This is a genomic window from Pectobacterium versatile (assembly GCF_003932035.1).
Lineage (GTDB): Bacteria > Pseudomonadota > Gammaproteobacteria > Enterobacterales > Enterobacteriaceae > Pectobacterium > Pectobacterium versatile.
In genome coordinates, this window is the sequence record NZ_CP034276.1 from 1,446,667 (window position 1) to 1,469,748 (window position 23,082).

The 23,082-nt window shown below is 53.5% G+C and carries 22 protein-coding genes; 9 read left to right on the forward strand and 13 right to left on the reverse strand.

What is annotated here, in order from left to right; genetic code table 11:
• Positions 1-11: 11 nt before the first annotated feature.
• Positions 12-695: a multifunctional acyl-CoA thioesterase I/protease I/lysophospholipase L1 gene (gene tesA / locus EIP93_RS06485; RefSeq protein ID WP_103941821.1), complete on the reverse strand. Its 684-nt coding sequence runs from the start codon at positions 693-695 to the stop codon at positions 12-14.
• Here tesA and ybbA point away from each other — a divergent pair.
• The 8 genes from ybbA to hybE all read left to right on the forward strand — a co-directional run bounded on the left by ybbA (position 618) and on the right by hybE (position 10,450).
• On the forward strand, positions 618-1,349 hold the full coding sequence (gene ybbA, locus EIP93_RS06490) for a putative ABC transporter ATP-binding protein YbbA (RefSeq protein ID WP_010307452.1): 732 nt from the start codon (positions 618-620) through the stop codon (positions 1,347-1,349). The two genes, tesA and ybbA, sit on opposite strands and share 78 nt — an antisense overlap.
• On the forward strand, positions 1,346-3,775 hold the full coding sequence (gene ybbP, locus EIP93_RS06495) for a putative ABC transporter permease subunit YbbP (protein ID WP_125232452.1): 2,430 nt from the start codon (positions 1,346-1,348) through the stop codon (positions 3,773-3,775). Before ybbA ends, ybbP begins: the two co-directional genes overlap by 4 nt.
• 709 nt (positions 3,776-4,484) lie before the next feature.
• On the forward strand, positions 4,485-5,618 hold the full coding sequence (gene hybO / locus EIP93_RS06505) for a hydrogenase 2 small subunit (protein ID WP_107332507.1): 1,134 nt from the start codon (positions 4,485-4,487) through the stop codon (positions 5,616-5,618).
• Positions 5,619-5,621: 3 nt separating this feature from the next.
• On the forward strand, positions 5,622-6,635 hold the full coding sequence (gene hybA / locus EIP93_RS06510) for a hydrogenase 2 operon protein HybA (RefSeq protein ID WP_116362232.1): 1,014 nt from the start codon (positions 5,622-5,624) through the stop codon (positions 6,633-6,635).
• Positions 6,622-7,821 carry a Ni/Fe-hydrogenase cytochrome b subunit gene (hybB, locus tag EIP93_RS06515; RefSeq protein ID WP_103860159.1) on the forward strand — a complete coding sequence of 400 codons (1,200 nt, stop codon included), beginning with the start codon at positions 6,622-6,624 and terminating at the stop codon, positions 7,819-7,821. Before hybA ends, hybB begins: the two co-directional genes overlap by 14 nt.
• Positions 7,799-9,493 (forward strand): hydrogenase 2 large subunit, encoded by a 1,695-nt coding sequence (hybC, locus tag EIP93_RS06520; protein WP_103860160.1) that lies wholly within the window; start codon positions 7,799-7,801, stop codon positions 9,491-9,493. Before hybB ends, hybC begins: the two co-directional genes overlap by 23 nt.
• On the forward strand, positions 9,493-9,987 hold the full coding sequence (locus tag EIP93_RS06525; protein WP_103860161.1) for a HyaD/HybD family hydrogenase maturation endopeptidase: 495 nt from the start codon (positions 9,493-9,495) through the stop codon (positions 9,985-9,987). The genes hybC and EIP93_RS06525 overlap by 1 nt, the downstream gene beginning before the upstream one ends.
• On the forward strand, positions 9,977-10,450 hold the full coding sequence (hybE, locus tag EIP93_RS06530; RefSeq protein ID WP_103860162.1) for a hydrogenase-2 assembly chaperone: 474 nt from the start codon (positions 9,977-9,979) through the stop codon (positions 10,448-10,450). Before EIP93_RS06525 ends, hybE begins: the two co-directional genes overlap by 11 nt.
• Positions 10,451-10,548: 98 nt before the next feature.
• On the opposite strand, the gene hypE is transcribed toward hybE, so the two are convergent.
• The 5 genes from hypE to hypA are packed head-to-tail and all read right to left on the reverse strand — an operon-like array spanning position 10,549 to position 14,176.
• Positions 10,549-11,559 (reverse strand): hydrogenase expression/formation protein HypE, encoded by a 1,011-nt coding sequence (hypE, locus tag EIP93_RS06535; RefSeq protein WP_103970645.1) that lies wholly within the window; start codon positions 11,557-11,559, stop codon positions 10,549-10,551.
• On the reverse strand, positions 11,556-12,677 hold the full coding sequence (hypD, locus tag EIP93_RS06540) for a hydrogenase formation protein HypD (protein WP_103860164.1): 1,122 nt from the start codon (positions 12,675-12,677) through the stop codon (positions 11,556-11,558). Before hypD ends, hypE begins: the two co-directional genes overlap by 4 nt.
• Positions 12,677-12,955, reverse strand: coding sequence for a HypC/HybG/HupF family hydrogenase formation chaperone (locus EIP93_RS06545; protein ID WP_103860165.1), 279 nt, complete (start codon positions 12,953-12,955; stop codon positions 12,677-12,679). The genes hypD and EIP93_RS06545 overlap by 1 nt, the downstream gene beginning before the upstream one ends.
• Complete coding sequence (hypB, locus tag EIP93_RS06550) at positions 12,946-13,821, reverse strand: hydrogenase nickel incorporation protein HypB (RefSeq protein WP_103860166.1); 876 nt, start codon at positions 13,819-13,821, stop codon at positions 12,946-12,948. Before hypB ends, EIP93_RS06545 begins: the two co-directional genes overlap by 10 nt.
• 1 nt (position 13,822) lies before the next feature.
• Positions 13,823-14,176 (reverse strand): hydrogenase maturation nickel metallochaperone HypA, encoded by a 354-nt coding sequence (hypA, locus tag EIP93_RS06555; protein WP_116362234.1) that lies wholly within the window; start codon positions 14,174-14,176, stop codon positions 13,823-13,825.
• Positions 14,177-14,808: 632 nt separating this feature from the next.
• Here hypA and EIP93_RS06560 point away from each other — a divergent pair.
• Positions 14,809-16,797 (forward strand): sigma 54-interacting transcriptional regulator, encoded by a 1,989-nt coding sequence (locus EIP93_RS06560; RefSeq protein ID WP_103860168.1) that lies wholly within the window; start codon positions 14,809-14,811, stop codon positions 16,795-16,797.
• 49 nt (positions 16,798-16,846) lie between these two features.
• Here the strand turns inward: EIP93_RS06560 and hycI are convergent, their stop codons facing one another.
• From hycI to hyfE, 7 genes are read right to left on the reverse strand one after another with little or no spacing between them, the layout of a single operon-like run.
• Positions 16,847-17,329 (reverse strand): hydrogenase maturation peptidase HycI, encoded by a 483-nt coding sequence (hycI, locus tag EIP93_RS06565; protein ID WP_107332510.1) that lies wholly within the window; start codon positions 17,327-17,329, stop codon positions 16,847-16,849.
• Positions 17,330-17,333: 4 nt separating this feature from the next.
• The gene (locus EIP93_RS06570; RefSeq protein WP_103860170.1) at positions 17,334-17,756 is read right to left on the reverse strand and encodes a formate hydrogenlyase maturation HycH family protein; all 423 of its coding nucleotides are present in this window, start codon (positions 17,754-17,756) and stop codon (positions 17,334-17,336) included.
• Positions 17,749-18,528, reverse strand: coding sequence for an NADH-quinone oxidoreductase subunit B family protein (locus EIP93_RS06575; protein WP_103860171.1), 780 nt, complete (start codon positions 18,526-18,528; stop codon positions 17,749-17,751). The genes EIP93_RS06570 and EIP93_RS06575 overlap by 8 nt, the downstream gene beginning before the upstream one ends.
• Positions 18,525-19,073: a hydrogenase 4 subunit H gene (hyfH, locus tag EIP93_RS06580; protein ID WP_103970649.1), complete on the reverse strand. Its 549-nt coding sequence runs from the start codon at positions 19,071-19,073 to the stop codon at positions 18,525-18,527. The genes EIP93_RS06575 and hyfH overlap by 4 nt, the downstream gene beginning before the upstream one ends.
• A 10-nt stretch (positions 19,074-19,083) precedes the next feature.
• Positions 19,084-20,820, reverse strand: a complete 1,737-nt coding sequence (locus tag EIP93_RS06585) for a hydrogenase large subunit (protein WP_119158829.1) — start codon at positions 20,818-20,820, stop codon at positions 19,084-19,086.
• Positions 20,817-22,424, reverse strand: a complete 1,608-nt coding sequence (locus EIP93_RS06590; RefSeq protein ID WP_125232453.1) for a hydrogenase 4 subunit F — start codon at positions 22,422-22,424, stop codon at positions 20,817-20,819. Before EIP93_RS06590 ends, EIP93_RS06585 begins: the two co-directional genes overlap by 4 nt.
• A gap of 4 nt (positions 22,425-22,428) precedes the next feature.
• Entirely contained in the window at positions 22,429-23,079 is a 651-nt protein-coding gene (gene hyfE, locus EIP93_RS06595; protein ID WP_107332513.1) for a hydrogenase 4 membrane subunit, read from the reverse strand.
• Positions 23,080-23,082: the final 3 nt, after the last annotated feature.

Here is a 23,082-nt window from a genome sequence, read left to right on the forward strand (position 1 = left end):
AAGCCTATTTATTAAGACTCATGGTTAACTAAGGGTTCCAGCTGCTTCGCCATCCAGTCTGCGATAAACGGTTGGGCATCCCGGGTTGGATGGATGCCATCTTCCATCATCCACTCCGGTTTAAGATACACCTGCTCCATAAAGAAAGGCAGCAGAGGAAGCGCAAACTGCTCCGCGAGTTTGGGGTAGATATTACTGAATGACTCGGTGTAGCGGCGGCCATAATTGGTCGGCAAACGAACCTGCATGAGCAACGGTTGGGCATTAGCCTGTTTGACCAGCGTGATGATTTTCGCCAGATCCTGCTCGATGTTGGCTGCTGGAAATCCCCGAAGCCCGTCATTGCCGCCCAGTTCAACCAACACCCAACGCGGCTGATGCTGTTTCAGCAGGGCAGGAAGACGCGCTAGCGCTTGTGCGGTGGTGTCTCCACTAATGCTGGCGTTAACCACCGCGACGCCTTTTTTCTGCGTCTGCCACTGCGTGTTCAATAGCGTTGGCCACGCGTTAGCGATCGGCATCTGATAGCCCGCACTGAGGCTATCGCCCAGAATTAATAATGTGTCAGCGGCGAAAGCGCGTACGCTGCATAATCCCAGAAGCAAAAGGACGAAAACATGTTTGCGAAGACCAGCCCAGCGAGTGCTACGCCAAGCAAAACTGCGCACGTAGAAAACATTCTTGAAGTTCATCATCTTAGTAAGCACGTTGGTCAGGGAGAAAATCGGCTTTCCATCCTTACCGGAGTTGAGCTTATTGTCAAACCTGCGCAGACAATTGCCCTGATTGGTGAATCCGGTTCGGGGAAATCGACGTTACTGGGGATTCTGGCTGGTCTGGATGATGGCACCGAAGGTGACGTTAGCCTGATGGGCAAATCGCTGAGCGCACTGGATGAAGAAGGCCGTGCGGCGCTGCGTGCCCAGCATGTCGGTTTCGTCTTCCAGTCTTTCATGCTGGTGCCGACGCTGAATGCGTTGGAGAACGTACAGTTACCCGCGTTGCTGCGCGGTGAAAGCGACAGCCATAGTCGTGGACAGGCTGAGCAGCTTTTACAGCAGCTCGGGTTGGGTGAGCGCTTACATCATCTTCCCGCTCAACTTTCCGGCGGTGAGCAGCAGCGTGTGGCGTTGGCTCGTGCGTTCAGCGGTCGTCCTAACGTCTTGTTCGCCGATGAACCTACCGGGAATCTGGATCGTAAAACCGGTGAGCGCATTGTTGATCTGCTGTTTTCCCTCAATCGCGATTATGCCACCACGCTGATTCTGGTGACGCATGATGAGCAACTGGCGGCACGCTGCGAGCGACGCCTCCGGTTAGTCGACGGTAAGCTGCGGGAGGACGCATGATCTGGCGATGGTTCTGGCGCGAATGGCGCTCTCCTTCCTTATTGATTGTCTGGCTGGCGCTAACGCTGGCCGTGGCCTGCGTGCTGGCGCTAGGTACGATTAGCGACCGCATGGAAAAAGGGCTCAGCCAGCAGAGCCGGGATTTTCTGGCGGGCGACCGCGTGCTGCGTGCGTCGCGACCCGTCGCGGAAGACTGGCTTTTAGACGCGCAGCAGCGCGGGCTGACGCTCAGTCGCCAGATTTCTTTCATGACCATGACGTTCGCGGGCGATACGCCGCAGCTGGCGCAGGTTAAAGCGACCGACCAGCGTTATCCGCTGTACGGCAATTTGCAGACGCGCCCTGAAGGGCTGCATGCGGAAGCGGGAACGGTGCTGGTGGCTCCGCGCCTGCTGGCGTTACTTGGGCTGAAAGTCGGTGACATGCTGGATGTCGGCGATACCTCGCTGCGCATCAGCGGTGAACTGATTCAGGAACCGGATTCCGGCTTCAATCCGTTTGAGACCGCGCCGCGTATTCTGATGAATCTGGACGATGTCGAGAAAACGGGGGCGATTCAGCCGGGGGGCCGTATTACCTGGCGCTACATGTTTTCTGGCAATGAGAAGCAAATTAGCGAATTTAGCAACTTCATCAAGCCCCAGCTCAAGCCCGATCAGCGCTGGTATGGCATGGAAGATTCCGAAGGTGCGCTGAGCCAGTCGTTAAAGCGGTCGCAGCAGTTCCTGTTGCTGTCGGCGCTGCTGACGCTGCTGTTGTCTATTGCTGCGGTCGCGGTGGCGATGGGGCACTACTGCCGCAGCCGCTATGATTTGGTCGCTATTCTGAAAACGCTGGGAGCCGGCAAACAAGCGCTGAAGCGATTAATTATCGGGCAGTGGCTTTCCGTACTCGGCCTGGCGGCGGTTTGCGGTAGCGTGCTCGGCCTTGGGTTTGAGGCGCTGCTGATGAAAATGCTGGCTCCGGTGCTGCCCGCTGCATTGCCTGCATCCGGGCTGTGGCCGTGGGTATGGGCGCTGGGATCGCTGGTGCTGATCTCGTTGCTGGTTGGGCTGCGTCCGTATCGACTGCTGCTGGCGACACAGCCGCTGCGCGTTTTGCGTCAGGATGTGGTGGCGAACGTGTGGCCGCTGCGCTATTACCTGCCGATTGTTCTGATTATTGTCGTCGGCCTGCTGGCGGTGTTGTCCGGTGGCGGCGTGCTGCTGTGGTCGCTGCTCGGCGGCGTGGCGGTGTTGTCGCTACTGCTGGGTGTTATTGGTTGGGGCGGTCTGCTGCTGTTACGGCGCTTGACGGTTAAACGACTGGCGTTGCGTCTGGCCATTAATCGCCTGCTGCGTCAGCCGTGGTCGACCCTCAGCCAACTGGCGGCGTTTTCGTTGTCGTTCATGCTATTGGCGTTGCTGTTAGTGATGCGCGGTGATTTGCTGGAGCGCTGGCAGCAGCAGTTGCCGCCGGGCAGCCCGAACTATTTCCTGCTGAATATCACGGCGGAACAGGTGCCGCAGGTGAGGGGGTTCCTTTCTCAGCATGACGTGACGCCAGAGCAGTTCTTCCCGATTATTCGTGCGCGCCTGACGGAGATTAACCAGCAGGTTGCTACGGAAGTGATCCACGAGGACGATCCGGGCGGCAATACGGTGAACCGTGAGCTGAACCTGACCTGGATGAACGGGATTCCACAGCACAACGTATTGGTGGAAGGCGAAGCGCCGAAGACGGGTGAAGTCTCGATGGAAGCGAAAGAAGCCAAAGAGATGGGCATCAAGATTGGCGATACGCTGACCTTCACTGGCGACACGCAGCCGTTTAGCGCGACGGTGACCAGCTTCCGTCAGGTGGATTGGGAGAGCCTGCGTCCGAATTTCTTCTTTATTTTCCCCGTGGGTGCGCTGGATAACCAGCCACAGTCTTGGCTGACGAGCTTCCGCTACGATGGCGATGAGAAGATGATTACGCAGCTGAACCGCCAGTTCCCGACGGTGAGCGTGCTGGATATCGGCAGTATTCTGCGTCAGGTTGGGCAGGTCTTGCAGCAGGTGAGTCGCGCGCTGGAGATTATGGTCATCCTGGTGTTGTTCTGTGGCGTGCTGCTGTTGCTGGCTCAGATTCAGGTCGGGATGCGTCAGCGACGTCAGGAACTGATGGTATACCGCACGCTGGGAGCTGGTTTACGCCTGCTGCGTACCACGCTGTGGTGTGAATTCGCGGTGCTGGGCTTGGTGGCGGGAACGGCTGCGGCGATTGGCGCAGAATCGGCCCTGTGGCTGTTGCAGCGTAAGGTCTTTAACTTTGCCTGGGAACCGAATATCGGGATGTGGATAGCACTGCCGTTAATCGCGGCGTTCCTCCTGTCGCTCTGCGGCGGCTGGCTGGGGCTACGACTCTTACGCGGTAAAGCGCTATTCCGGCAGTTTGCGGGTTAATGCACTAACAAAAGGCCGGCACATTGTCGGCCTCGAAAGTCTATCTAAATCCACTTAATGCCGATTGGGGGTTAGGTTCAATATCGTGTTTGGTTCCTAGCCCTAAAATAAAATCATCTTTTAAAGAAAACACCGAAAACCCCGGAAAGGATTCTATGGGGCCTTAACCAAAAATAGCCTGATAAAACGCGCGACTGATCGCTACATCGTTAACATATAAAATAATGTTATTAAGTTTAAATATTTTAATTTTCCTATAGTAATAGTAATCCGTGTTAATTAATTTAAAGACAGTGGATTATCTCATTGTCTCGAAAGAGACTTGCTGAAATATAGGCAGAATATTTCACCATGTAATAAAAGAAAATGTGAGTCACGATAAGATTCAACATTTTGATTTAACTATATTTTCATGTTAATGAAGAGACTTATTTTTCTTTGCCAATGGCCTCTCTCTATTTCCTACCGTATTCCGTACCTTAATATCCCACCTAATTAATAATGATTCTCATTATTGTGATTTGCGTGTTATTCACATCAATAATGGTTAGGTGACTGAAGCGATCAGACTCAAACTTTTCTCAATCAGAGAGATTCGATAGTTAAAAAATGATGTAAGTCAATTTGATATTACCCATAAGGAGTAATAAGTAGCGACATTAAGTTTGTGGTGAGGTGATCACCGGATAACTGAAGGTATGCAAGAATAATGATAAAAGAAAATAAAATGTTTTTCCGTGAGGGTGTCAATCGCCGCGATTTCATGAAACTGTGCACCGCGCTAGCCGCGACCATGGGGCTGAGTGGTCGGGCTGCTGCTGAAATTGCGTCCTCGGTGAGTGCTTCTGCGCGCCCACCTGTTATTTGGATTGGTGCACAAGAGTGTACGGGCTGTACTGAATCTTTATTGCGGGCTACCCACCCGACGATTGAGAATCTACTACTCAACGTAATCTCTATGGAGTATCACGAAGTCCTTTCGGCTGCTTTCGGCGAGCAGGCGGAAGAAAATAAACACCGTGCCATTGAACAATACAAAGGTCAGTATGTTTTGGTCGTTGATGGATCCATACCTATAAAGGATGGTGGGATCTACTGCATGGTGGCCGGTAAACCAATAGTCGAACACATTCGTGATGCTGCACAGCATGCCGCTGCGATTATTGCCATTGGCTCTTGTTCCGCATGGGGCGGGGTTCCGGCAACCGGCTCCAATCCTACCGGCGCGGTCAGTCTACAGGAGGTCTTGCCGGATAAGAAAGTCATCAACATCCCAGGATGCCCGCCTAACCCGCATAACTTCTTAGCGACGGTTGCCCATATCATAACCTACCAGCGCCCTCCTGCGCTTGATGCCAAAAACCGCCCTGAGTTCGCTTACGCCCGATTGATCCATGAGAATTGCGAGCGCCGTCCGCATTTTGACGCCGGGCGTTTTGCTAAACAGTTTGGAGATGATGGGCATCGTCAAGGCTGGTGTCTGTACCACCTCGGCTGTAAGGGACCGGAAACGTATGGTAACTGCCCGACGCTGGAGTTCTGCGATGTTGGTGGTGGCATATGGCCAGTCGGAATCGGCCATCCGTGCTATGGCTGCAACGAGCAGGGTATCGGTTTTACGAAGGGAATAGCCCAGTTGGCGAATGTCGAAAATCCCACGCCGCGTGATGCCAAGCCGGATGTCATGAGCCAGGAAGGCGGCCATGTCAGCTTAAGCACGGTAGGGTTGCTTGGCGGCGTTGTTGGCTTGGTCGCTGGCGTCAGCTTGATGACAGTGAAAGAGCTGGGGCGGCAACAAAAGCAAAACCGCAAAGATAACGAGCAGCCCTCGCGCAAGGAGTGAGTTGTGGACAGACGTAATTTTCTAAAACTGGCCACCAGTAGTGTGATGATGGCTAGCGTCGCGCCCCCTGCGTTGGCGAAGGCAGAGAACAAGCCGCCGATTCCGAACTCATTAGGTATGTTGTACGACTCAACGCTGTGTGTGGGGTGCCAGGCCTGTGTCAGTCAGTGCCAGCGCATTAACCATAGCGATGCCGCACCGCATGGTGAAACCTATGCCTATGCAGGCACAGACGCGATTTGGTCGAATAATGACAAGCTGAGTCCTTATACCAACAACATTATTCAGGTATGGCGCAATGGAAGCGGCGAGCATAAAGACCAGACCGAAAACGGTTATGCCTATATCAAAAAGCAGTGTATGCACTGTGTGGATCCCAACTGCGTCTCTGTTTGCCCGGTACAAGCGCTACGCAAAGATCCTCGCACCGGCATTATTCATTATGACCCGGATGTCTGTACGGGTTGTCGTTACTGCATGGTGGGCTGCCCCTTTAACGTCCCAAAATACGATTACAACAACCCGTTTGGCAAAATCCACAAGTGCGAACTCTGCAACCAGAAGGGAGTGGCGCGGCTGGACAATGGCGGGCTACCGGGATGTGTTGAAGTGTGTCCGACAGGCGCGGTGATTTTCGGTACACGGGAACAACTGCTGGAGGAAGCCAAGAAACGTCTCGCCAGCACCGCAGGTAAACCTTATCGCTTCCCACGCCAAACGTTGCAGCAAAACGATACATACGAACACCTACTTCCTCACTACCAGCAGCATGTATACGGTGAGCTGGAAGGCGGGGGGACGCAGGTATTGGTTTTGACAGGCGTTCCGTTTGAAAATTTAGGGCTGCCGCCTCTGGATGCGTTATCAACCGGGGCCCGTTCTGAAAATATACAGCACTCTTTGTATAAAGGGATGGTGCTGCCGTTCGCCGCACTCGCTGGGATCACTTTCCTGGTGCAGCGCAACATGCGCCACCACGAACAGGACAAAAAAGAGGATGAGCATGACGACGCATAAAACGAGCCCCCTTGGCGGGCGGCTGGTGAGTTGGCCCGTGATGTTACTGGCACCTTTCGTCATATTGTGCCTGTTGTTGATTGTGAAAAGGTTGGTGCTGGGGATTGGCGCGGTTTCCGATTTGAACGGTGGCTACCCGTGGGGGATCTGGATCGCGTTCGATCTGCTGGTCGGCACCGGTCTGGCCTGTGGTGGTTGGGCGTTAGCCTGGGCGGTGTATGTTTTTAACCGCGGTGAATATCACCCACTCGTCCGGCCCGCGTTGTTGGCCAGCCTGTTTGGTTACTCCTTGGGCGGGTTATCCATCACCATCGACGTAGGGCGGTACTGGAATCTGCCTTACTTCTTCATTCCCGGTCATTTCAATACCTCATCGGTGCTGTTTGAAACTGCGGTATGTATGACGATCTACATCGGCGTGATGGTACTGGAGTTTGCGCCAGCGTTATTCGAGCGTCTGGGGTGGAAGGTATCGCTCAAGCGACTGAACAAATTGATGTTTTTTGTCATTGCGCTGGGAGCCTTACTGCCATCTATGCACCAGTCATCAATGGGGTCGCTCATGATTTCTGCCGGTATTAAGGTGCACCCGCTGTGGCAAAGTTATGAAGTGTTACCGCTGTTCTCGCTGTTAACCGCATTCATTTTAGGGTTCTCGATAGTGATTTTTGAGGGATCGCTAGTACAAGCTGGGCTGCGGGGGAAAGGGATGTCGGAGACGCCGCTATTTACCCGGCTGAGTTACACCATAGAAATCCTGTTGGTGCTGTTTGTGGTGCTGCGCTTTGGTGAACTGATTGCGCGCGACAAGCTGGGGTATCTGTGGACAGGCGATCGTTTTGCCATTTCATTCTGGGTGGAAACGTTGTTGCTGCTGATTCCGGTACTTATCTTCCGTCGTAAATCCTACCGCCGCGATCCTCGCTTTCTGTTTATCAGTGCGCTCTGCATGGTGTTCGGCGCGGCGTTCTGGCGGCTGAATTATTCCTTGCTGGCGTACAACCCCGGTAATGGCTATGGCTATTTCCCAACATCCAGCGAGTTGCTGATATCCATCGGCTTTGTGGCAATAGAAGTGTGTGCGTACATCCTGTTGATCCGGCTGTTACCGGTGCTACCTGCGCATGAACACAACAATGACAATAAATCGTTAGAGGTAAAGCATGAGACAACGCATCACCATTGATCCCGTCACCCGTATTGAAGGCCATCTGCGTATTGATTGCGAAATTGAAGACGGCAAAGTGGTTAAAGCCTGGTCATCCGGCACCATGTGGCGCGGCATGGAGGAGATAGTTAAAGGTAATGACCCACGTGATGCGTGGATGATCGTCCAGCGTATTTGCGGTGTGTGCACCACGATCCATGCACTAGGGTCTGTGCGAGCTGTGGAGAATGCGCTGGGAATGGAGATCCCGGTCAATGCGCAATACATTCGTAATATTATTGCTGCTGCACACAGCATTCATGACCATATCGTACATTTCTATCAGCTTTCTGCGCTGGATTGGGTTGATGTGACTTCCGCGTTGCGGGCGGATCCGAAAAAGGCCGCGAGTATGCTGGAGGGGGTCTCGAGCTGGTCGCTGAACAGTGAAGCCGAATTCATCCGGGTGCAGAAGAAGATTAAGGATCTGGTGGGGAGCGGTCAGCTTGGCATTTTCGCTAACGGCTATTGGGGGCACCCAGCCATGGCACTGCCACCGGAGGTCAACCTGATCGCCGTTGCTCACTACTTGCAGGCACTGGAGTGTCAGCGTGATGCGAACCGGATCGTGGCGATACTCGGTGGGAAGACACCGCATATTCAGAATCTGGCGGTGGGTGGGGTGGCAAACCCTATCAATCTGGACGCACCAAGTGTGCTGAATCTCGAGCGCCTGATGTATCTGAAGAGCTTTATCGATCGTCTTGGTGACTTCATTGAACAGGTGTATCTGGTCGATACGGCGGTCATTGCGGCACATTACCCTGAATGGCTCTCTATGGGCGAGGGGGCTGACTGTTATCTGTGTGTGCCAGAACTGCCCGTCGATCGTAAAAGTGACACCTTTCTGATGCCGGGTGGGTTCCTGGATCATGGCGTATTCCGTCCTATTCATAATCACCGCGATGAGTACCTGCTTAAAGGGATTGAAGAGAGCGGTAAACATGCGTGGTATCAGGACGATCAGCCATTGGCGCCGTGGGAAGGCTTAACACGTCCCAACTACACGGGCTGGCAGGAAGAGGGGAAATACTCTTGGGTGAAATCCCCCACGTTTTACGGCAAAGCGGTAGAAATGGGGCCGCTGGCGTGGCTGTTGTGCAACTTGCAAGCAGGGTATCAACCTGCGCAGGACTACTTTACCCGCATTAATACGCTCTATAAAACGTTGACGGGCAAAGCCATGACCGCGCAACAGTTGCCTTCCACACTGGGCCGTATTGTCGGACGCACGGTACATGCTTGTGCGCTGCATGGCACATTGGCACAGCAGTGGCAGGCGTTGGTGACGAATATCGGCAACGGTGACCATGAAACCTTCATCCCTCCTAACATTCCAGAGCACGGTGAATGTCGCGGTGTAGGGTTTATTGAAGCGCCGCGCGGTGCGCTATCACACTGGATTGTTATTAAAGACGGCAAGATAGCGAACTATCAGGCTGTCGTGCCTTCAACCTGGAATGCGGGGCCGCGCAATTTTAACGATGAGCCGGGGCCGTATGAACGTGCTCTGGTTGGTACTACGATTGCCGATCCGGCTAAACCGCTGGAAGTGGTGAGAACGATTCACTCGTTCGATCCCTGCATGTCCTGTGCAGTACATCTGGTGGATACTTCTGGCAGGGAAGTGACCAAAGTTAAGGTGCTGTGATGAGCATTTTAGTGTTGGGAATAGGCAATCTGCTACTGGGTGATGAAGCGGTGGGGGTTCGCATTATCGAAACGCTTGAGCAGCGCTATCGCTTGCCGGAGCATGTCGAGGTGTTGGATGGCGGTACCTCCGGCATGGAGCTGCTGGAGGTGATGGCAAACCGCGATCACCTGATCGTGGCCGACGCTGTGCTGGCGGAACACCCACCCGGCAGCGTAGTGGTGCTGCATGATGAAGAAATCCCTGCCTTCTTCACACGCAAAGTGTCACCGCATCAGTTGGGGCTTGCCGATGTATTAATGGCGTTGCGGCTGACGGATGAGTTCCCACGTAGGTTGACGCTGGTCGGGGTCGTGCCTGCATCGCTTGAGCCTGGCATTGGGCTGACTGCAATCGCCAGTCAAGCGATTGAACCCGCACTGGCTCAGGTTCTGGCCGCATTGCAGTCCAGCGGCGTCGTTGCTGAGCCCCGAGAGGTATCGGATGTCGGATAGTGTTAATGGGTTTCAGAGCAGCCCCGCCACGCAGCTGGAAGCGGCTTTTCAGGCGATTGCTGAAAGCAACATGCAGCACTTACCTTTTTTTCAGCCGCAGATTCCGGTACGGGCGTGTGGGTTTCAACTGTTTGAACACCAGTGGGTTGGCTGCATGTTGACGCCTTGGATGCTGAGCTTGCTCGTGCTGCCTGGTCCCGATCAGGTTTGGCAACAGCGGACCGTCGGGGAAAAGTTAGCGCTGATCCTACCCTGCGGCAATATTCGCTTCACCGTAGGCGATATTAACGGGTGCGGACAATATCTGGCTGCCTCGCTGATGTCGCCCCTGAAGAAATCTTTGGCAGCGGAAGCCATGTTGACGCTGGCAGAGCAGACCGCTCGTATGGCGCTTTCATTACCTGTGGCGGACAGTAATATGCCTGCCAGCCGGGGGCGCAGGGCATTTTTTCACCTGCCGTAGCGACGTATTGAGCGTGTGTGAGAAGGCGCTGGCATTATCTGCCCGCGCCTTCTCTTTTTCTGTGGTTCAACGTCAGTGCAGATTAGTGCGCGCACCCATTAACAAATACGCGGTAAAGGCTCGGCATGGGGGAGATCCAGCGTACGTTTCACGCCATAAAGTCCTGCCATACGTACGCCTTTCCGTTCGGTCACTTCGCCAATTAGTGCGGCATCTTGCCCCAATGGGTGACGATGAAGTGCCTCCAGAACGGCAGCGGCAGATTCACGGCGAGTGACGATGACCAATTTTCCTTCATTGGCGAAGTTCAGTGGATCCAATCCCAGTAGTTCGCAGACGCCGCGAACAGCGGTTTTTATCGGCAATGCGGCTTCTTGAATTTCCATGCCGTGTCCGCTGGTGGCTGCAAATTCATGCAACACCGCATTCACTCCGCCACGGGTAGCATCACGCAGTGCTTTGATACCCGCTATCGGTAGTAGCGTCTGGATCAGCGGGGTCAACACCGCACAGTCGCTAACCAGTTCACCTTCCAGGCCAAGTTGTTCACGCAGATTGAGGATGGTCGCCCCGTGATCGCCCAGCGTTCCACTGACGATAATCACGTCGCCTTCGTCGATCTGATTAGCCCCCCAGTGTATCTGGCTGGGAATCGCGCCGATGCCCGCAGTATTAATAAAAATCTTATCTGCCGCACCGCGCGGGACCACTTTGGTGTCACCCGTAACGATATCTATCCCAGCTTCTTGCGCCGTTTGTGCCATGCTGCGCACGATGGTTTCCAGCGTGTCCAGACTTAAGCCTTCTTCGAGAATAAAGCCGCAGGAGAGCCAGCGCGGCTGTGCACCGCTCACGGCAACATCGTTGGCTGTGCCGCAGATTGCCAGTTTCCCGATATTCCCACCGGGAAAGAATAAAGGATCAATCACATAGCTGTCGGTAGAGAACGCCAGACGGTCACCGCTGGCAGTCAGTTCCGCCAGTGACAAGCGGGCGGCATCTTCCTGCTCTGCCAGCCATGGATTAGCGAAAGCCTCCATAAACAGGTCGGCAATCAACTGTTGCATGGCCCGGCCGCCGCTACCGTGGGCGAGCGTAATGGTTTTCATGAGTGAATCTCCTGTCCGCGATATTGATACCAGGCGGCACATGCGCCCTCAGAGGAAACCATCAGCGCGCCAAACGCGCTTTGTGGGTTGCAGACTGTGCCAAAGAGCGAACAGTGGTGGGGTTTACAGCGTCCGGTTAATACGTCTCCGCAACGTGCCCGTGGGTCGTCGCTGGTTTTTTGTGGCTGGGGATGAAAATAGCGTTCTGCATCGAACTGCTGGTAATCCGGCGTTAATGCTACGCCAGACTCACCAATAATGCCCAAACCGCGCCACTCGGCATCACCGTCCAGCATGAATACTTCCGCTATCGCTTTTTGCGCCAGTGCGTTACCTGCATCCGGCACGACGCGGCGGTATTGGTTTTCAATCTGAGGTTGTTCGGCAATTTTTTGCTCAACTAACATGAGTACGCTTTGCAGCATGTCAACCGGTTCAAACCCTGCGATGACCAATGGACGCTGGAATTCAGTGGCGATAAATTGGTAAGCGTCTACCCCGATCACCATACTGACGTGCCCTGGGGCAAGAAAGGCGTCGATGCTGTTATCCGGTTGTACGAGCAGGCTGCGTAGGGTAGGGATGATAGTAATGTGCTGACAAAAAAGGAAAAAGTTGTCGATGTTGTCAGCTTTAGCCTGTTGCAGAGTGAGAGCTGTCGTCGGCATTGTGGTTTCAAAACCTAGACCGAAAAACACGACGTTACGTTCTGGGTTATCACGAGCCAGTTGCAGGGCATCCAAGGGGGAGTACACCACGCGGATGTCCGCTCCGCGAGCGCGGGCATCCAGCAAAGATCCTTGCTTTCCTGGAACGCGGAGCGCATCACCGAAGGTACAAAAGAGGGTTTCCGGATGGCTGGCTATCTCAATGCAATTATCGATACGCCCCATCGGCAGGACGCACACCGGGCAACCGGGGCCGTGGATAAATTCGATGTTGTCCGGTAACAGTTGGTCAAGGCCGAAGCGGAATATGGCGTGAGTATGGCCACCGCAGATTTCCATAATACGCAACGGGCGAGAAGGGGTGTAAGAGAGCAGTGGAGCCCGTTCTTTAAGGCAGGCGATAAGCTCCATCACCTTGGTAGGATCGCGGTATTCATCGACAAAACGCATTAGCGGCGATCCTCTCCGTACAGCAGCGCCCCAACATCGGGTTCGACGCCAAACATTTTTTGCAATATATCCAGCGTATTGCGGGCTTCCTGCTCGTCAATCACGCTCATCGCGAAGCCGACATGCACCAATACCCACTGGCCAATACGCGACTGGCCGTCGTCGTCATATGCACCGACCAGTAACATATTCACTTCTCGCCTAACGCCACAAACATCGATCCAAGCAGCACTGTCACCAATGAGCTCTTTTACCTGACCGGGAACGCCTATGCACATTGTTGTTGTGCCTCCAACCACGTTATCCACTGTTCCATACCATCGCCTTTGGTGGCAGAAACGAGCAGGATTTCAATACTGGGATTCACCTCTCGGGCGTAGGCCAGACATTTTTCAACGTCAAAATCCAGATACGGCAATAGATCCACTTTGTTCAGCAGCATCAAGGACGCGGCGGCAAACATATGCGGGTACTTCAACGGCTTGTCTTCCCCTTCCGTCACGGAAAGCACGACGACCTTGTGGCGTTCGCCCAGATCAAAACTCGCTGGACACACCAGATTGCCGACGTTTTCAATAAACAGGATTCCGCTGCTCGCCAGTGGTAGACGTTGCATGGCGTCGTTGATCATTTGTGCATCCAAATGGCAACCTTTCCCTGTGTTGACCTGAATGGCTGGCGTACCCGTTGCGCGGATACGGGCAGCATCGTTACTGGTCTGCTGGTCGCCCTCGATCACCGCACATTCCGCGCGGCCCTGCAGGCGTCGCAGGGTTTCCGTCAATAGTGTGGTTTTCCCAGAACCGGGGCTTGATACCAGATTCAGGGCTAATTGCTGTCTGGCAGAAAACTGTGTGCGATTGTGTGCGGCGATCTGGTTGTTTTTATCGAGCACATTGATCTCTATTTCCAGCATACGCCGCTGTGTCATTCCCGGCGCGTGAGTACCCGCTTCTCCGTGGCCGTAGTGCAGATCCCCAGCATCGGTTTCCTGTGGAGTAAAAGAGGGGGATTTCAACCCGGTAATCTTCATCGTCGGGCGGGTAGCCGCGGCGAAAGGCGCACTGCGAAACGCGGAATGGGGGTTATGTTCATCCCCTTCGATATAGCGGTTGCCTTCACCGCAGCCACAGGTGGTGCACATATTAACTCTCCTGTTCTATTTCCATGCGTTTAAGCTGGATACCATCGTCTGCCACAATCCGTAGATTATCGCCTTGACACTGTGGGCAACGCTGCACCTGCATGGTTAATAAGGTGACATGCTGTTGGCAGTCGTTGCACCAGCATTCCGCTTCTTGCTGGTGGAGGTGAAGCTGGCATCCTTCAGCCAGCGTACCGCGACACACCATACCGAAACAAAAGTCGAGGGAGCTGGTTTCGACACACGAAAAGGCTCCAACCTCTAACCAGACCGCCGTCACTTTTTTGGCACTGTGCTGGTGGGCATGCTGTTCGATAATTTCAATAGTGCGCTGGCAAAGCGTGAGTTCATGCATAACGTCTCCGAAGCAAAATTACTCCGCCGTGACCGAGAGCTGTCAGGGAATCTGGCGGGGTTTTCTGCCTTTAAGGGAGTATTTTCGCAGTTACCGAAGGTTGATTTTTTGATGTTGTCGGGTATTTGGTGGGATTCCAGCCAAATCTTTCCAATGTTGTGATAGCGAAGAGGGGAGTCGCTGCCAGAGAATTGTGTGAACACGCGTTGGTTTTACTTTCACGAATATAAATAGGAGTGAGAATGATTATATTTTTGTTTGTGTGAAAAACGATTATTTAGCTCGATTACCTTGGCGTAAGACAATAATAAATTACTCGATTTCCATTGATATATATAAATTAATCAACATGATATCTAGATTGTTATTATTATTTTAAATAATGGCGCTATGGATTAAAAGAAATAGCGGTATGCCCCAGTTCTAACATAGGCACAATGAGAGATTATATGCCGAATAATGATATCTCAGGAATTAATGGCGAGGCTGCTAATACGTGTTCATTTCTATTCGGTGTGGTAGGAAATGAAAATGCTGTGTCAGATCAAAGTAGCAGGTAGTGCTGATTTTATTATTTTTCTACCTCTTTATAATCAAAATAATTTAACTCGGAAGCGGTAGATAGATCATCAATGATTTCACTAAGCACTTCCCAGATTGCAGGCAAGCGAGATACTCGGCAAGAGACGTTGGTCGATATTGCTGAGGCTCTGCTTTGCCAACAGGATGCGCCAGCCGTTTTATCGATTTTGGCGGGGTTATCTCCGGCTTTTGTTTTTTTCCAAACGGTCGAGCTATCGCTGCCCGGTAAGGGATTTTGGCAGCAAGATGCGGCGTACACGGCTCCGCTGAAAGAGGCGACTCGCCAAGGGGGCGGGCGCTGCGCAGTTACGCTCAATCGCATGCATCCGGTACAGGGAGAGGTGGCTTTTATCCGTGAAAGTGGGGGGCACTTCAATCCTGAAGAGGTGGCGTTACTTCAACAAGTGGCTGGCCTTGCTGCTGGGGTGCTGTCCTACATATATCAAAATAACACGTTGTTGGATGAGTCGCGCCAGATGCGTCACCAGCGCGACCACTTCCGCATTCTGGTCGATATTACGAATTCGGTGCTCTCCCATCTGGAGATGGATGCCCTTGTGCAGGAGGTTTCGCGGGAAATCCACCGTTTTTTTGGCGTGCAGTACACTGCAATGGTCCTCACTAAGAGTGAAAAACCAGCTGATTTCTGCCTATGGTCAAGCTATTACGCCCCTGATTCCCCGGTATCCCGTCTTCAGCATACGTTTCCTCGAGGCGCGTCGTTAACTGAGGATGTTCTACAAAGTCGCCAGGCTGTCGTGCTCAATCTTGATGACGATCGCTGCCGTCAGGCCCGCGATATTTTTTTTGATGAATTGCGTCTTCATCAAATGTCCGTCGTGTGTCTGTTACCACTTTCTTTCAATAGCGAACCGCTGGGTGTGCTGGTTTTGGCTCATCAACAGGCGGATTTTTTTCACGATAGCCATCTGGGGCTGTTACAGCAAATTGCGGCCCGTATCGGTATCGCCGTGGATAACGCTGATGCCTACGGTCAGATTTCTCGTTTAAAAGATACCCTGAAGAATGAAAACATCTGGCTTAATGCGCGCATTCAGAACACCGATGTTGAAGGCGATATCATTTATCAAAGCGCCAAGATGCGTGCTGTGCTGGAACAAATGAGCATGGTGGCGGCGAGCGACAGTACCGTGCTGATCCTCGGGGAAACCGGCACCGGTAAAGAGCTGATTGCGCGGGCCATCCATAAGATGAGCTATCGCCACAAAGGGGCGATGGTCAAAATGAATTGCGCCGCTGTGCCTTCTGGGTTGCTGGAAAGCGATTTGTTTGGACATGAAAAGGGCGCGTTTACAGGCGCTTCCACGGTACATGTCGGGCGCTTTGAAATGGCAGAAGGCGGCACGCTGTTTCTGGATGAAATTGGTGATATGCCGCTTGAGCTTCAGCCCAAGCTGTTGCGCGTGTTGCAGGAGCGGGAAATTGAGCGGCTGGGCAGTAATAAGGTTATCCCAGTGAATGTGCGCCTGGTTGCCGCCACCAACCGTGACTTGAAGCAGATGTCGATGGATCGTGAATTCAGAAGTGATCTGTATTACCGGCTGAATGTTTTCCCTATCTCCATTCCGCCTCTGCGTGAACGGCCGGAAGATATCCCCGTGCTGGCGAAATTTTTTGTTCAAAAAATTGCCCACCGGATGAAGCGCCGAATCGATGATATTCCGATGCAGGCACTACGTCAGCTCTGTGAATACCCCTGGCCGGGCAATGTACGCGAGCTGGAAAATGTCATCGAAAGGGCGGTAATCCTGACGCGTGGTTCAACCCTCAATTTACAAATGCATGAGTTAAGCGTACCTGTGCCGCAGCCTTCCGTGTTATCTACGAAAGAGAAGAAAGTTGTCCTGACGCCGCCGCCGGAAAGCGACGATAACGAACGTCAGCGCATCATTCAGGTACTGCGTGAAACCAATGGTGTGGTGGCTGGACCGCGTGGCGCGGCCCTTCGTCTGGGTTTGAAGCGTACGACGCTGCTTTCACGTATGCAGCGGCTGGGCATTTCGATAGACGACTTATAACGATGGAGAGGTAACCGCCGGAAGTTGGCTCCGGCGTAGTGGTCGTGGATTACGCTTCTTCGACGGTTAGCTGCGCAAACGGGCCGTTGCCTTCCCATTCTGTCAGCTGGTGATACACCGTTTCCACTGCCTGCCTGACTTTTTCCGTCATCGGATAGTAAAAGCCGACAATGTCCGGTTGGATCCCCAGAAAAATGACGTCCGGAACCGTTTCCTTTAATCGTTCGATTAAAAAACTCAGCGGCATATTGTGCGTGCTCATGATAAACATTTCAGCGATGTCGTCCGGATCGATAAGACGAACGTCGCCCGGCATGAGCCCCATATCGGCAGCATCCACAATGAGCACTCGGTTAGGGTGCTGCGCCTGAATATGATGTGCTACGTTTTCTGGCGTCGCACCGCCATCAATGGGCAGCCAGCCGACTACCGGATTGGCCGCCATCATGTCTGCCAGGAGTGGGCCGGCACCGTCGTCGCCCATCATCGTGTTACCCACGGCCAGAAGGATATTGGGTGTGGAGTCTGTCATAGCGTCATCCTACTTTTTTACCCTCTGTTTTTTTTACGATGAGATAAATAGCGGGTTCCTGCTGAATCTCCTCCAGCAGGCGCAGCAGCGTGGCACTCCAGCACTGAAACGGCTCTGGCTGCCCAGCTTGTGCTAGTGGTGCCAGAGCGTGAGCCAGCATGTTGACATGCGTGCTATCGATATTAATTTCGCCAAACGTCAGCAGACCATTCATTTTGCGCTGTGCGTCTCCTCCTCCCAGCATGGCCGTCCACTGCGGATAGCGTTCCAGATCGCAGGTCAGTTCGGTTTTCAAACAATCGATCACACCGACATGGTGGCCAATCGCCAGTGAGTAATACATCACCTGCTGAGCCTGTTCGGGTATCGCTTTGCTGTCGAGAAATTTCTGGCGTAGCGACCAAAAGATAACCTGATTCTCAGGCATGGGGAGCCTCCCGCAATAGCTGCATCAGACATTGTACGATTTCACGCAGGCGGGGATCGTTTTCCTGAACAAACCAGTCATCCAGTTTTTGGGTTGCCGTGGCAAAATCGTTTCCCTCCAGCAGATTGAGAAGCCGATCGCTGATTTCTCGGCCTTGGCGATAGCCGGCCAGACGACGAGCCTCTCGCTCAACCATGACGCGTGTCGCCAGCGGTATGGTGGGCAACAGCGTTTGTGCTTGTTCTCCCGGAGACTGAATGTGGTGTTGTCCTTTTAGTTTCTGCTCCAGTAGGCCGAGTGCGACGGCAAAACCGTGGATCGTCGCAGCAGGCGTCGGCGGGCAGCCGGGGATCCAGACATCAATCGGGACAATACTTTCACTGCCGCCCCATACGCAGTACAGATCGTGAAAGATTCCCCCGCCGCAACCGCAGGCACCGTAAGAGATACAAATTTTAGGATCCGGCGCAGATTCATAGGCTCGCAGGGCGGGGACTCGCATTGCGCGGGTGACTGCGCCGGTAAACAGCAAAATATCGGCGTGACGCGGTGAGGCCACCACTTTGATGCCAAAGCGCTCAGCATCAAACAAGGGAGTAATGGCGGCAAAGATTTCGATTTCGCAGCCGTTGCAGCCACCGCAGTCAACGCGATAAACATAAGCCGAGCGTTGAATATCTTTCAGCAACTGGCTTTTTAACTGAGCCGCCTGCTGATCAAGCGTGATGGGCTGGCTGACATGATGATTTATCTTCATTTCTGGCTGGCTCATTTTGTCTCTCCCACGTGATAGCTCAGATTGGTGCGGCCGTGATGATGCAGGCTTTGTTCACGTTTGCATGCGGGGCACGTTTCAAACTGAGGTCGCATTTTCTCTACACTGTCAGCATCAACGCCGGAATGCGCCAGCAGCGCCATGGCGTAGTTCACCGATTTTGTCAGGGTAAAAGGGAGGTGACACGTTCGACATTTCAGTAGGGTAAAGGTGGCGCGGTTATACAAGTCTGGCTTGTGGGTCACGGCCATTTCAAAGTCGGTAGATAACTGAATGGCACGGGTTGGGCACACTTCTTCGCAGCGGCCACAAAAAATGCAGCGCCCAAGGAACAACTGCCAGGTTTGGGTTCCTGCCTCTATGTCGGTTTCCATGGTCAGGGCGTTGGCTGGACAGGCGTTAGTGCAGGCACCGCAAGCGATACACTGCTGAGCATCGTACTCAGGCTTACCGCGAAAGCCAGAGCAAACCTCCAGAGGTGCAAACGGGTATTTAACGGTGACATCGCCAGCTTGCCAGATGGTTTTAAATAATTTCAGCATCGTTCATCCCTCATTTTAGCGGCGAATTCTTACGCTCAATGCTGTAACGCTCGATCTCTTTGTAAGGCACCGTGGTGGATTTGCGTTTTTTAATGTCTACCAGCGTGACGCGGTCGGTGCATGAATAGCAGGGATCGAGGCTACCTATAATGAGTGGGGCGTCGGATACCGTATTACCGCGTAACATGTAGCGCAGTACCGGCCAATTGGCGTAAGTCGCCGCGCGGCAGCGCCAGCGGAATAGCTTCTGATTGTCACCGAGCATACTCCAGTGCACATCTTCCCCGCGTGGCGCTTCGGTATAGCCTAGCGCGAATTTATACGGCCGATAGGTAAAGCCTTCCGTCAACAGGGGGCCTTCCGGCAGGTGATCCAGACCGAACTCCACCATAGACAGCGATTCCAGAGTCTCTGTTATCCGCACCATTACGCGGGAGAAAACATCGCAACCGTCCAGAGTGAACAGCGTTTTTGGCAGCGAGGCGTAGCCCGCATAATCATGGTCGAAACGCATATCTCGGGCAAAACCGCTGCCGCGGATCATGGGACCGACTGGGCTGTAATCGCGAGCGATGCGGCGATCCAGCAGGCCAACGCCCTGAGTACGTTGTTCCATATTCGGTGTGCTCAGTAGCATATCAACCAGTTGGGTGACCTCGGCACGCATCTCTTGGATCAGTTTGATCCCTTTCAGCCGCTGTTCTTTCAGAATGTCGCGGCGGACTCCGCCGATCAGATTGAGTCCGTACGTTTTTCTCGAACCCGTCAATAGCTCTGCCAGCGTCATGGATTTTTCTCTCACGCGGAAGAACTGCATAAATCCGGTATCAAAGCCGACGAAGTGGCTGGACAGCCCAATGTTGAGTAGGTGACTGTGCAAGCGCTCCACTTCCAGCAAGATGCTACGGATGGCGTGAGCGCGTGGCGGCACATAAATGCCCAGTGCGTTTTCTACTGAGGAGGTATACGCCACGCTGTGGGCAAATCCGCAGATCCCACATACCCGGTCAGATAGGAACGTCACTTCGTTATAGCCCATGCGGGTTTCGGCGAGTTTTTCCATACCGCGGTGGACATAGAACAGGCGGTAATCCGCATCAACAATACGTTCCCCATCAACAAACAGGCGGAAGTGGCCAGGTTCGTCGGAGGTGATATGTAATGGGCCAATCGGCACAATACGTGCTTCGCTGCCCCCTTCGTTTTTAAACTGATACGTTTCGGTTTGAGTGGTCGGCGTGGGGCGCTGGCGATAATCCATGGTGTCTTTACGCAGCGGGTAGAGATCGTCGGGCCAGTCATCTGGTAATACCAGACGGCGTTCATCCGGCAGGCCGACGGGGGTCAGACCGTACATGTCACGGATTTCGCGCTCCCCCCACACGGCGGCGGGAACGCGTGGTGTGACAGAAGGGAATTCTAGCGTGAACGGACTCACATGTGCTTTAACCACGATCCAGCACTTTTCTTCCTGTTCCATGGAGAGGGCGTAATAGACGGCGTAGTCGCCGGTTAACGTCCGTTCATCATTGCCAAACAGTACCGGCAACCAGCCACCCAACTGATAGTAGATAAATTCGACGATGTCCGGCAGCGACTCAGTTTTTATCGTGATGGTCAGCTGATCGTGGGTTTGCCACTCCTCATCGAGTATCGCTACAGGAAATTTCTGGCGAATTTGTGCCAGATAGCCACACCCCAGTTTTTTATCGCTCTGAATGGCGTTGACGTGATTATCGTAAGTCACTTTTCATCTCCTGATGAGGTGTTAACAGCACGGTGGGCCGAGGTACTCACGCTATCCGTGGAACTTCCCGCCCAAGGCCAAGTGTAATGCGGCGGTGCGGCACGGCCGTCGCTAGGTTGCAGCACGACAGTGGCTGCATTTTCGAGCATCCGCACCACAGGGTGGGGAATGTGGGTGCCCATGATCAGCATTAGCACCAACAGAATAGCCATGGGTAAGGTGGTGAGAATACCCAGTTCACCTCTGCTGACTTCTTGCGGTGCAGAGCCAAAAATGATGGCAGAGATCATGCGCACCAGCCCCCCGAGCACCACGGTTAATAGCAGTAACAGGGCGATAGCCAGCCAGATGTGGTTAGCGCTCAGCGCGGCTACCACAGTCATAAATTCACTCAGGAACACGTTGAAAGGGGGCATCCCACCTAGCGCCAGTGCACCACCGGCCAACATAAGCGCAGAGAAGGGAACGACGTTCAACATACCTTTGACGACGGTAATATCGCGTGTGCCGTATTTCAGCAGAACATTACCGGAACCACAGAACAGCAGCGTTTTCCCCAAGCTGTGGTTGACGGTGTGCAGCATGGCGGCTAGCACGCCCAGTGGGCCACCAATCCCCAGTGCGATGGCGATGAGCCCCATATTCTCTACCGAGGAGTAGGCCAACAGGCGTTTGATATCGGTTTGCACCAGAATAAGAAACGCGGCGACCGCGACGGAAAGCAGACCAAAGACGATCAGCAGCGTGCTGGTGAAGTGGTTGCCGATGGCGTCGTTAATAATGATGTTGTAGCGAATGATGATCAGTAACGCACAGTTGAGTAGTACCGCGGATAGCAGGGCGCTAACGGGGCTTGGGGCTTCGCTATGCGCATCCGGTAGCCAGGCGTGCATAGGAAACAGGCCCGCTTTGGTCCCAAAACCAATCAGCACAAACACGGCAGCCAATTTCATCAACATGGGATCTAACTGAGCGGCGTGTTGCAGAACATCGGTCCAGAAGATCGCATCGTCTGGGTTGGCCAGGATGTTGGTGGCGTTTGCGTAAACCAAGATGGTGCCGAACAGACCAAAGGCGACCCCAACAGAACAGATGATGATGTATTTCCACGCGGCTTCCAATGAGGAGCGTTGGTTGTAGGTGCCCACCAGGAAGGCGGAGCTCAGTGTGGTGGCTTCTACCGCGGCCCACATCATAATCAGGTTGTTGCTGGTGATGGTCAGCAGCATGGTGAACACGAACAGGTGGAAGAAACCGTAATAGTTACACAGCCCAGTTACGGTCACTTCGCCATCGTCCACTTCGTGGCGCATATACCCGATGGAGTACAGCCCAGTGATAAAGCTGACCAGGCCGAGAATCGCTAGAAACACGAGACTTAAAGCATCCATGTGCAGCCATTTATGCACGGCCAGAATTTCACCGTGCGCATAAATCAGGGAAACCACCCACAGTGATTCTGCCAGCAGCGCGACAATGCCGAGGGTATGTAGCGTCGTGACCAATGTCCGTGCAGCGGAACCCGCCAGATGGCAGCAAAAACTCAGTACGGAGATGCCTAGTGGTGTCAGCAACAGTAGTAAAAGTACGGAGGTATCGTTCATCCTGTTACCCCTTCAGCGCGGTCAGTTGGTCGACGCTCAGCGTATTGAGCGTGCGCCAGATCTTACGGGCTAGTATCGTCATGATGATAACGGCGAAAATGGCGTCAGTAGCGATACCAATTTCCACCAGTTCAGGGGCTTTATTTGCAAGCAAGGCCAGAGTGAGATGCGATCCGTTCTCCATCAGGCAGTAGCCAAATACCTGTTTAAGAATATTTCGCTGTGTGACGATGCAGAGCAGGCCCACCATAAAATGGCCCAGCGACACCGCCAGTGCTGGTTTCAGCGTAGCAAGCAGCGGTAGTTGAACGGGTTCAACGACAAACCAGCACAGAATGACGATCGCTGCGGCGAGGATCATCAGTACAGGAAGGCTGATCACGCTGCCTTCGTGAGCGGGGTCGCGCATGCTGCGGAACGCGAAGTACATGATTGTGGGAACCAGTACAACCTTCGTAAAGAAGGCGCTGATCGCCCATGTTGTTAGCTCATGGGCATCAAGGGTATAAGACAACGTTAAAAACAGCACGACAAGCACTAGCGCCTGCAATGCATAGAGCCAGCAGGATGCCGTAGGACGTTTCACGCCAATGACCATCAGCGAGGTGAACATCATCAGCCCTGCCAGATTATTGACGATAAGCGAACCGGTCATAAT

What these genes read in the sequence shown, in the direction of transcription:
- ybbA (WP_010307452.1), top strand. Translation starts at nt 618, where the DNA reads ATGTTTGCGAAGACCAGCCCAGCGAGTGCTACGCCAAGCAAAACTGCG.
- tesA (WP_103941821.1), bottom strand. Translation starts at nt 695, where the DNA reads ATGATGAACTTCAAGAATGTTTTCTACGTGCGCAGTTTTGCTTGGCGT.
- ybbP (WP_125232452.1), top strand. Translation starts at nt 1,346, where the DNA reads ATGATCTGGCGATGGTTCTGGCGCGAATGGCGCTCTCCTTCCTTATTG.
- hybO (WP_107332507.1), top strand. Translation starts at nt 4,485, where the DNA reads ATGATAAAAGAAAATAAAATGTTTTTCCGTGAGGGTGTCAATCGCCGC.
- hybB (WP_103860159.1), top strand. Translation starts at nt 6,622, where the DNA reads ATGACGACGCATAAAACGAGCCCCCTTGGCGGGCGGCTGGTGAGTTGG.
- hybC (WP_103860160.1), top strand. Translation starts at nt 7,799, where the DNA reads ATGAGACAACGCATCACCATTGATCCCGTCACCCGTATTGAAGGCCAT.
- EIP93_RS06525 (WP_103860161.1), top strand. Translation starts at nt 9,493, where the DNA reads ATGAGCATTTTAGTGTTGGGAATAGGCAATCTGCTACTGGGTGATGAA.
- hybE (WP_103860162.1), top strand. Translation starts at nt 9,977, where the DNA reads ATGTCGGATAGTGTTAATGGGTTTCAGAGCAGCCCCGCCACGCAGCTG.
- hypE (WP_103970645.1), bottom strand. Translation starts at nt 11,559, where the DNA reads ATGAAAACCATTACGCTCGCCCACGGTAGCGGCGGCCGGGCCATGCAA.
- hypD (WP_103860164.1), bottom strand. Translation starts at nt 12,677, where the DNA reads ATGCGTTTTGTCGATGAATACCGCGATCCTACCAAGGTGATGGAGCTT.
- EIP93_RS06545 (WP_103860165.1), bottom strand. Translation starts at nt 12,955, where the DNA reads ATGTGCATAGGCGTTCCCGGTCAGGTAAAAGAGCTCATTGGTGACAGT.
- hypB (WP_103860166.1), bottom strand. Translation starts at nt 13,821, where the DNA reads ATGTGCACCACCTGTGGCTGCGGTGAAGGCAACCGCTATATCGAAGGG.
- hypA (WP_116362234.1), bottom strand. Translation starts at nt 14,176, where the DNA reads ATGCATGAACTCACGCTTTGCCAGCGCACTATTGAAATTATCGAACAG.
- EIP93_RS06560 (WP_103860168.1), top strand. Translation starts at nt 14,809, where the DNA reads ATGATTTCACTAAGCACTTCCCAGATTGCAGGCAAGCGAGATACTCGG.
- hycI (WP_107332510.1), bottom strand. Translation starts at nt 17,329, where the DNA reads ATGACAGACTCCACACCCAATATCCTTCTGGCCGTGGGTAACACGATG.
- EIP93_RS06570 (WP_103860170.1), bottom strand. Translation starts at nt 17,756, where the DNA reads ATGCCTGAGAATCAGGTTATCTTTTGGTCGCTACGCCAGAAATTTCTC.
- EIP93_RS06575 (WP_103860171.1), bottom strand. Translation starts at nt 18,528, where the DNA reads ATGAGCCAGCCAGAAATGAAGATAAATCATCATGTCAGCCAGCCCATC.
- hyfH (WP_103970649.1), bottom strand. Translation starts at nt 19,073, where the DNA reads ATGCTGAAATTATTTAAAACCATCTGGCAAGCTGGCGATGTCACCGTT.
- EIP93_RS06590 (WP_125232453.1), bottom strand. Translation starts at nt 22,424, where the DNA reads ATGAACGATACCTCCGTACTTTTACTACTGTTGCTGACACCACTAGGC.
- hyfE (WP_107332513.1), bottom strand. Translation starts at nt 23,079, where the DNA reads ATGACCGGTTCGCTTATCGTCAATAATCTGGCAGGGCTGATGATGTTC.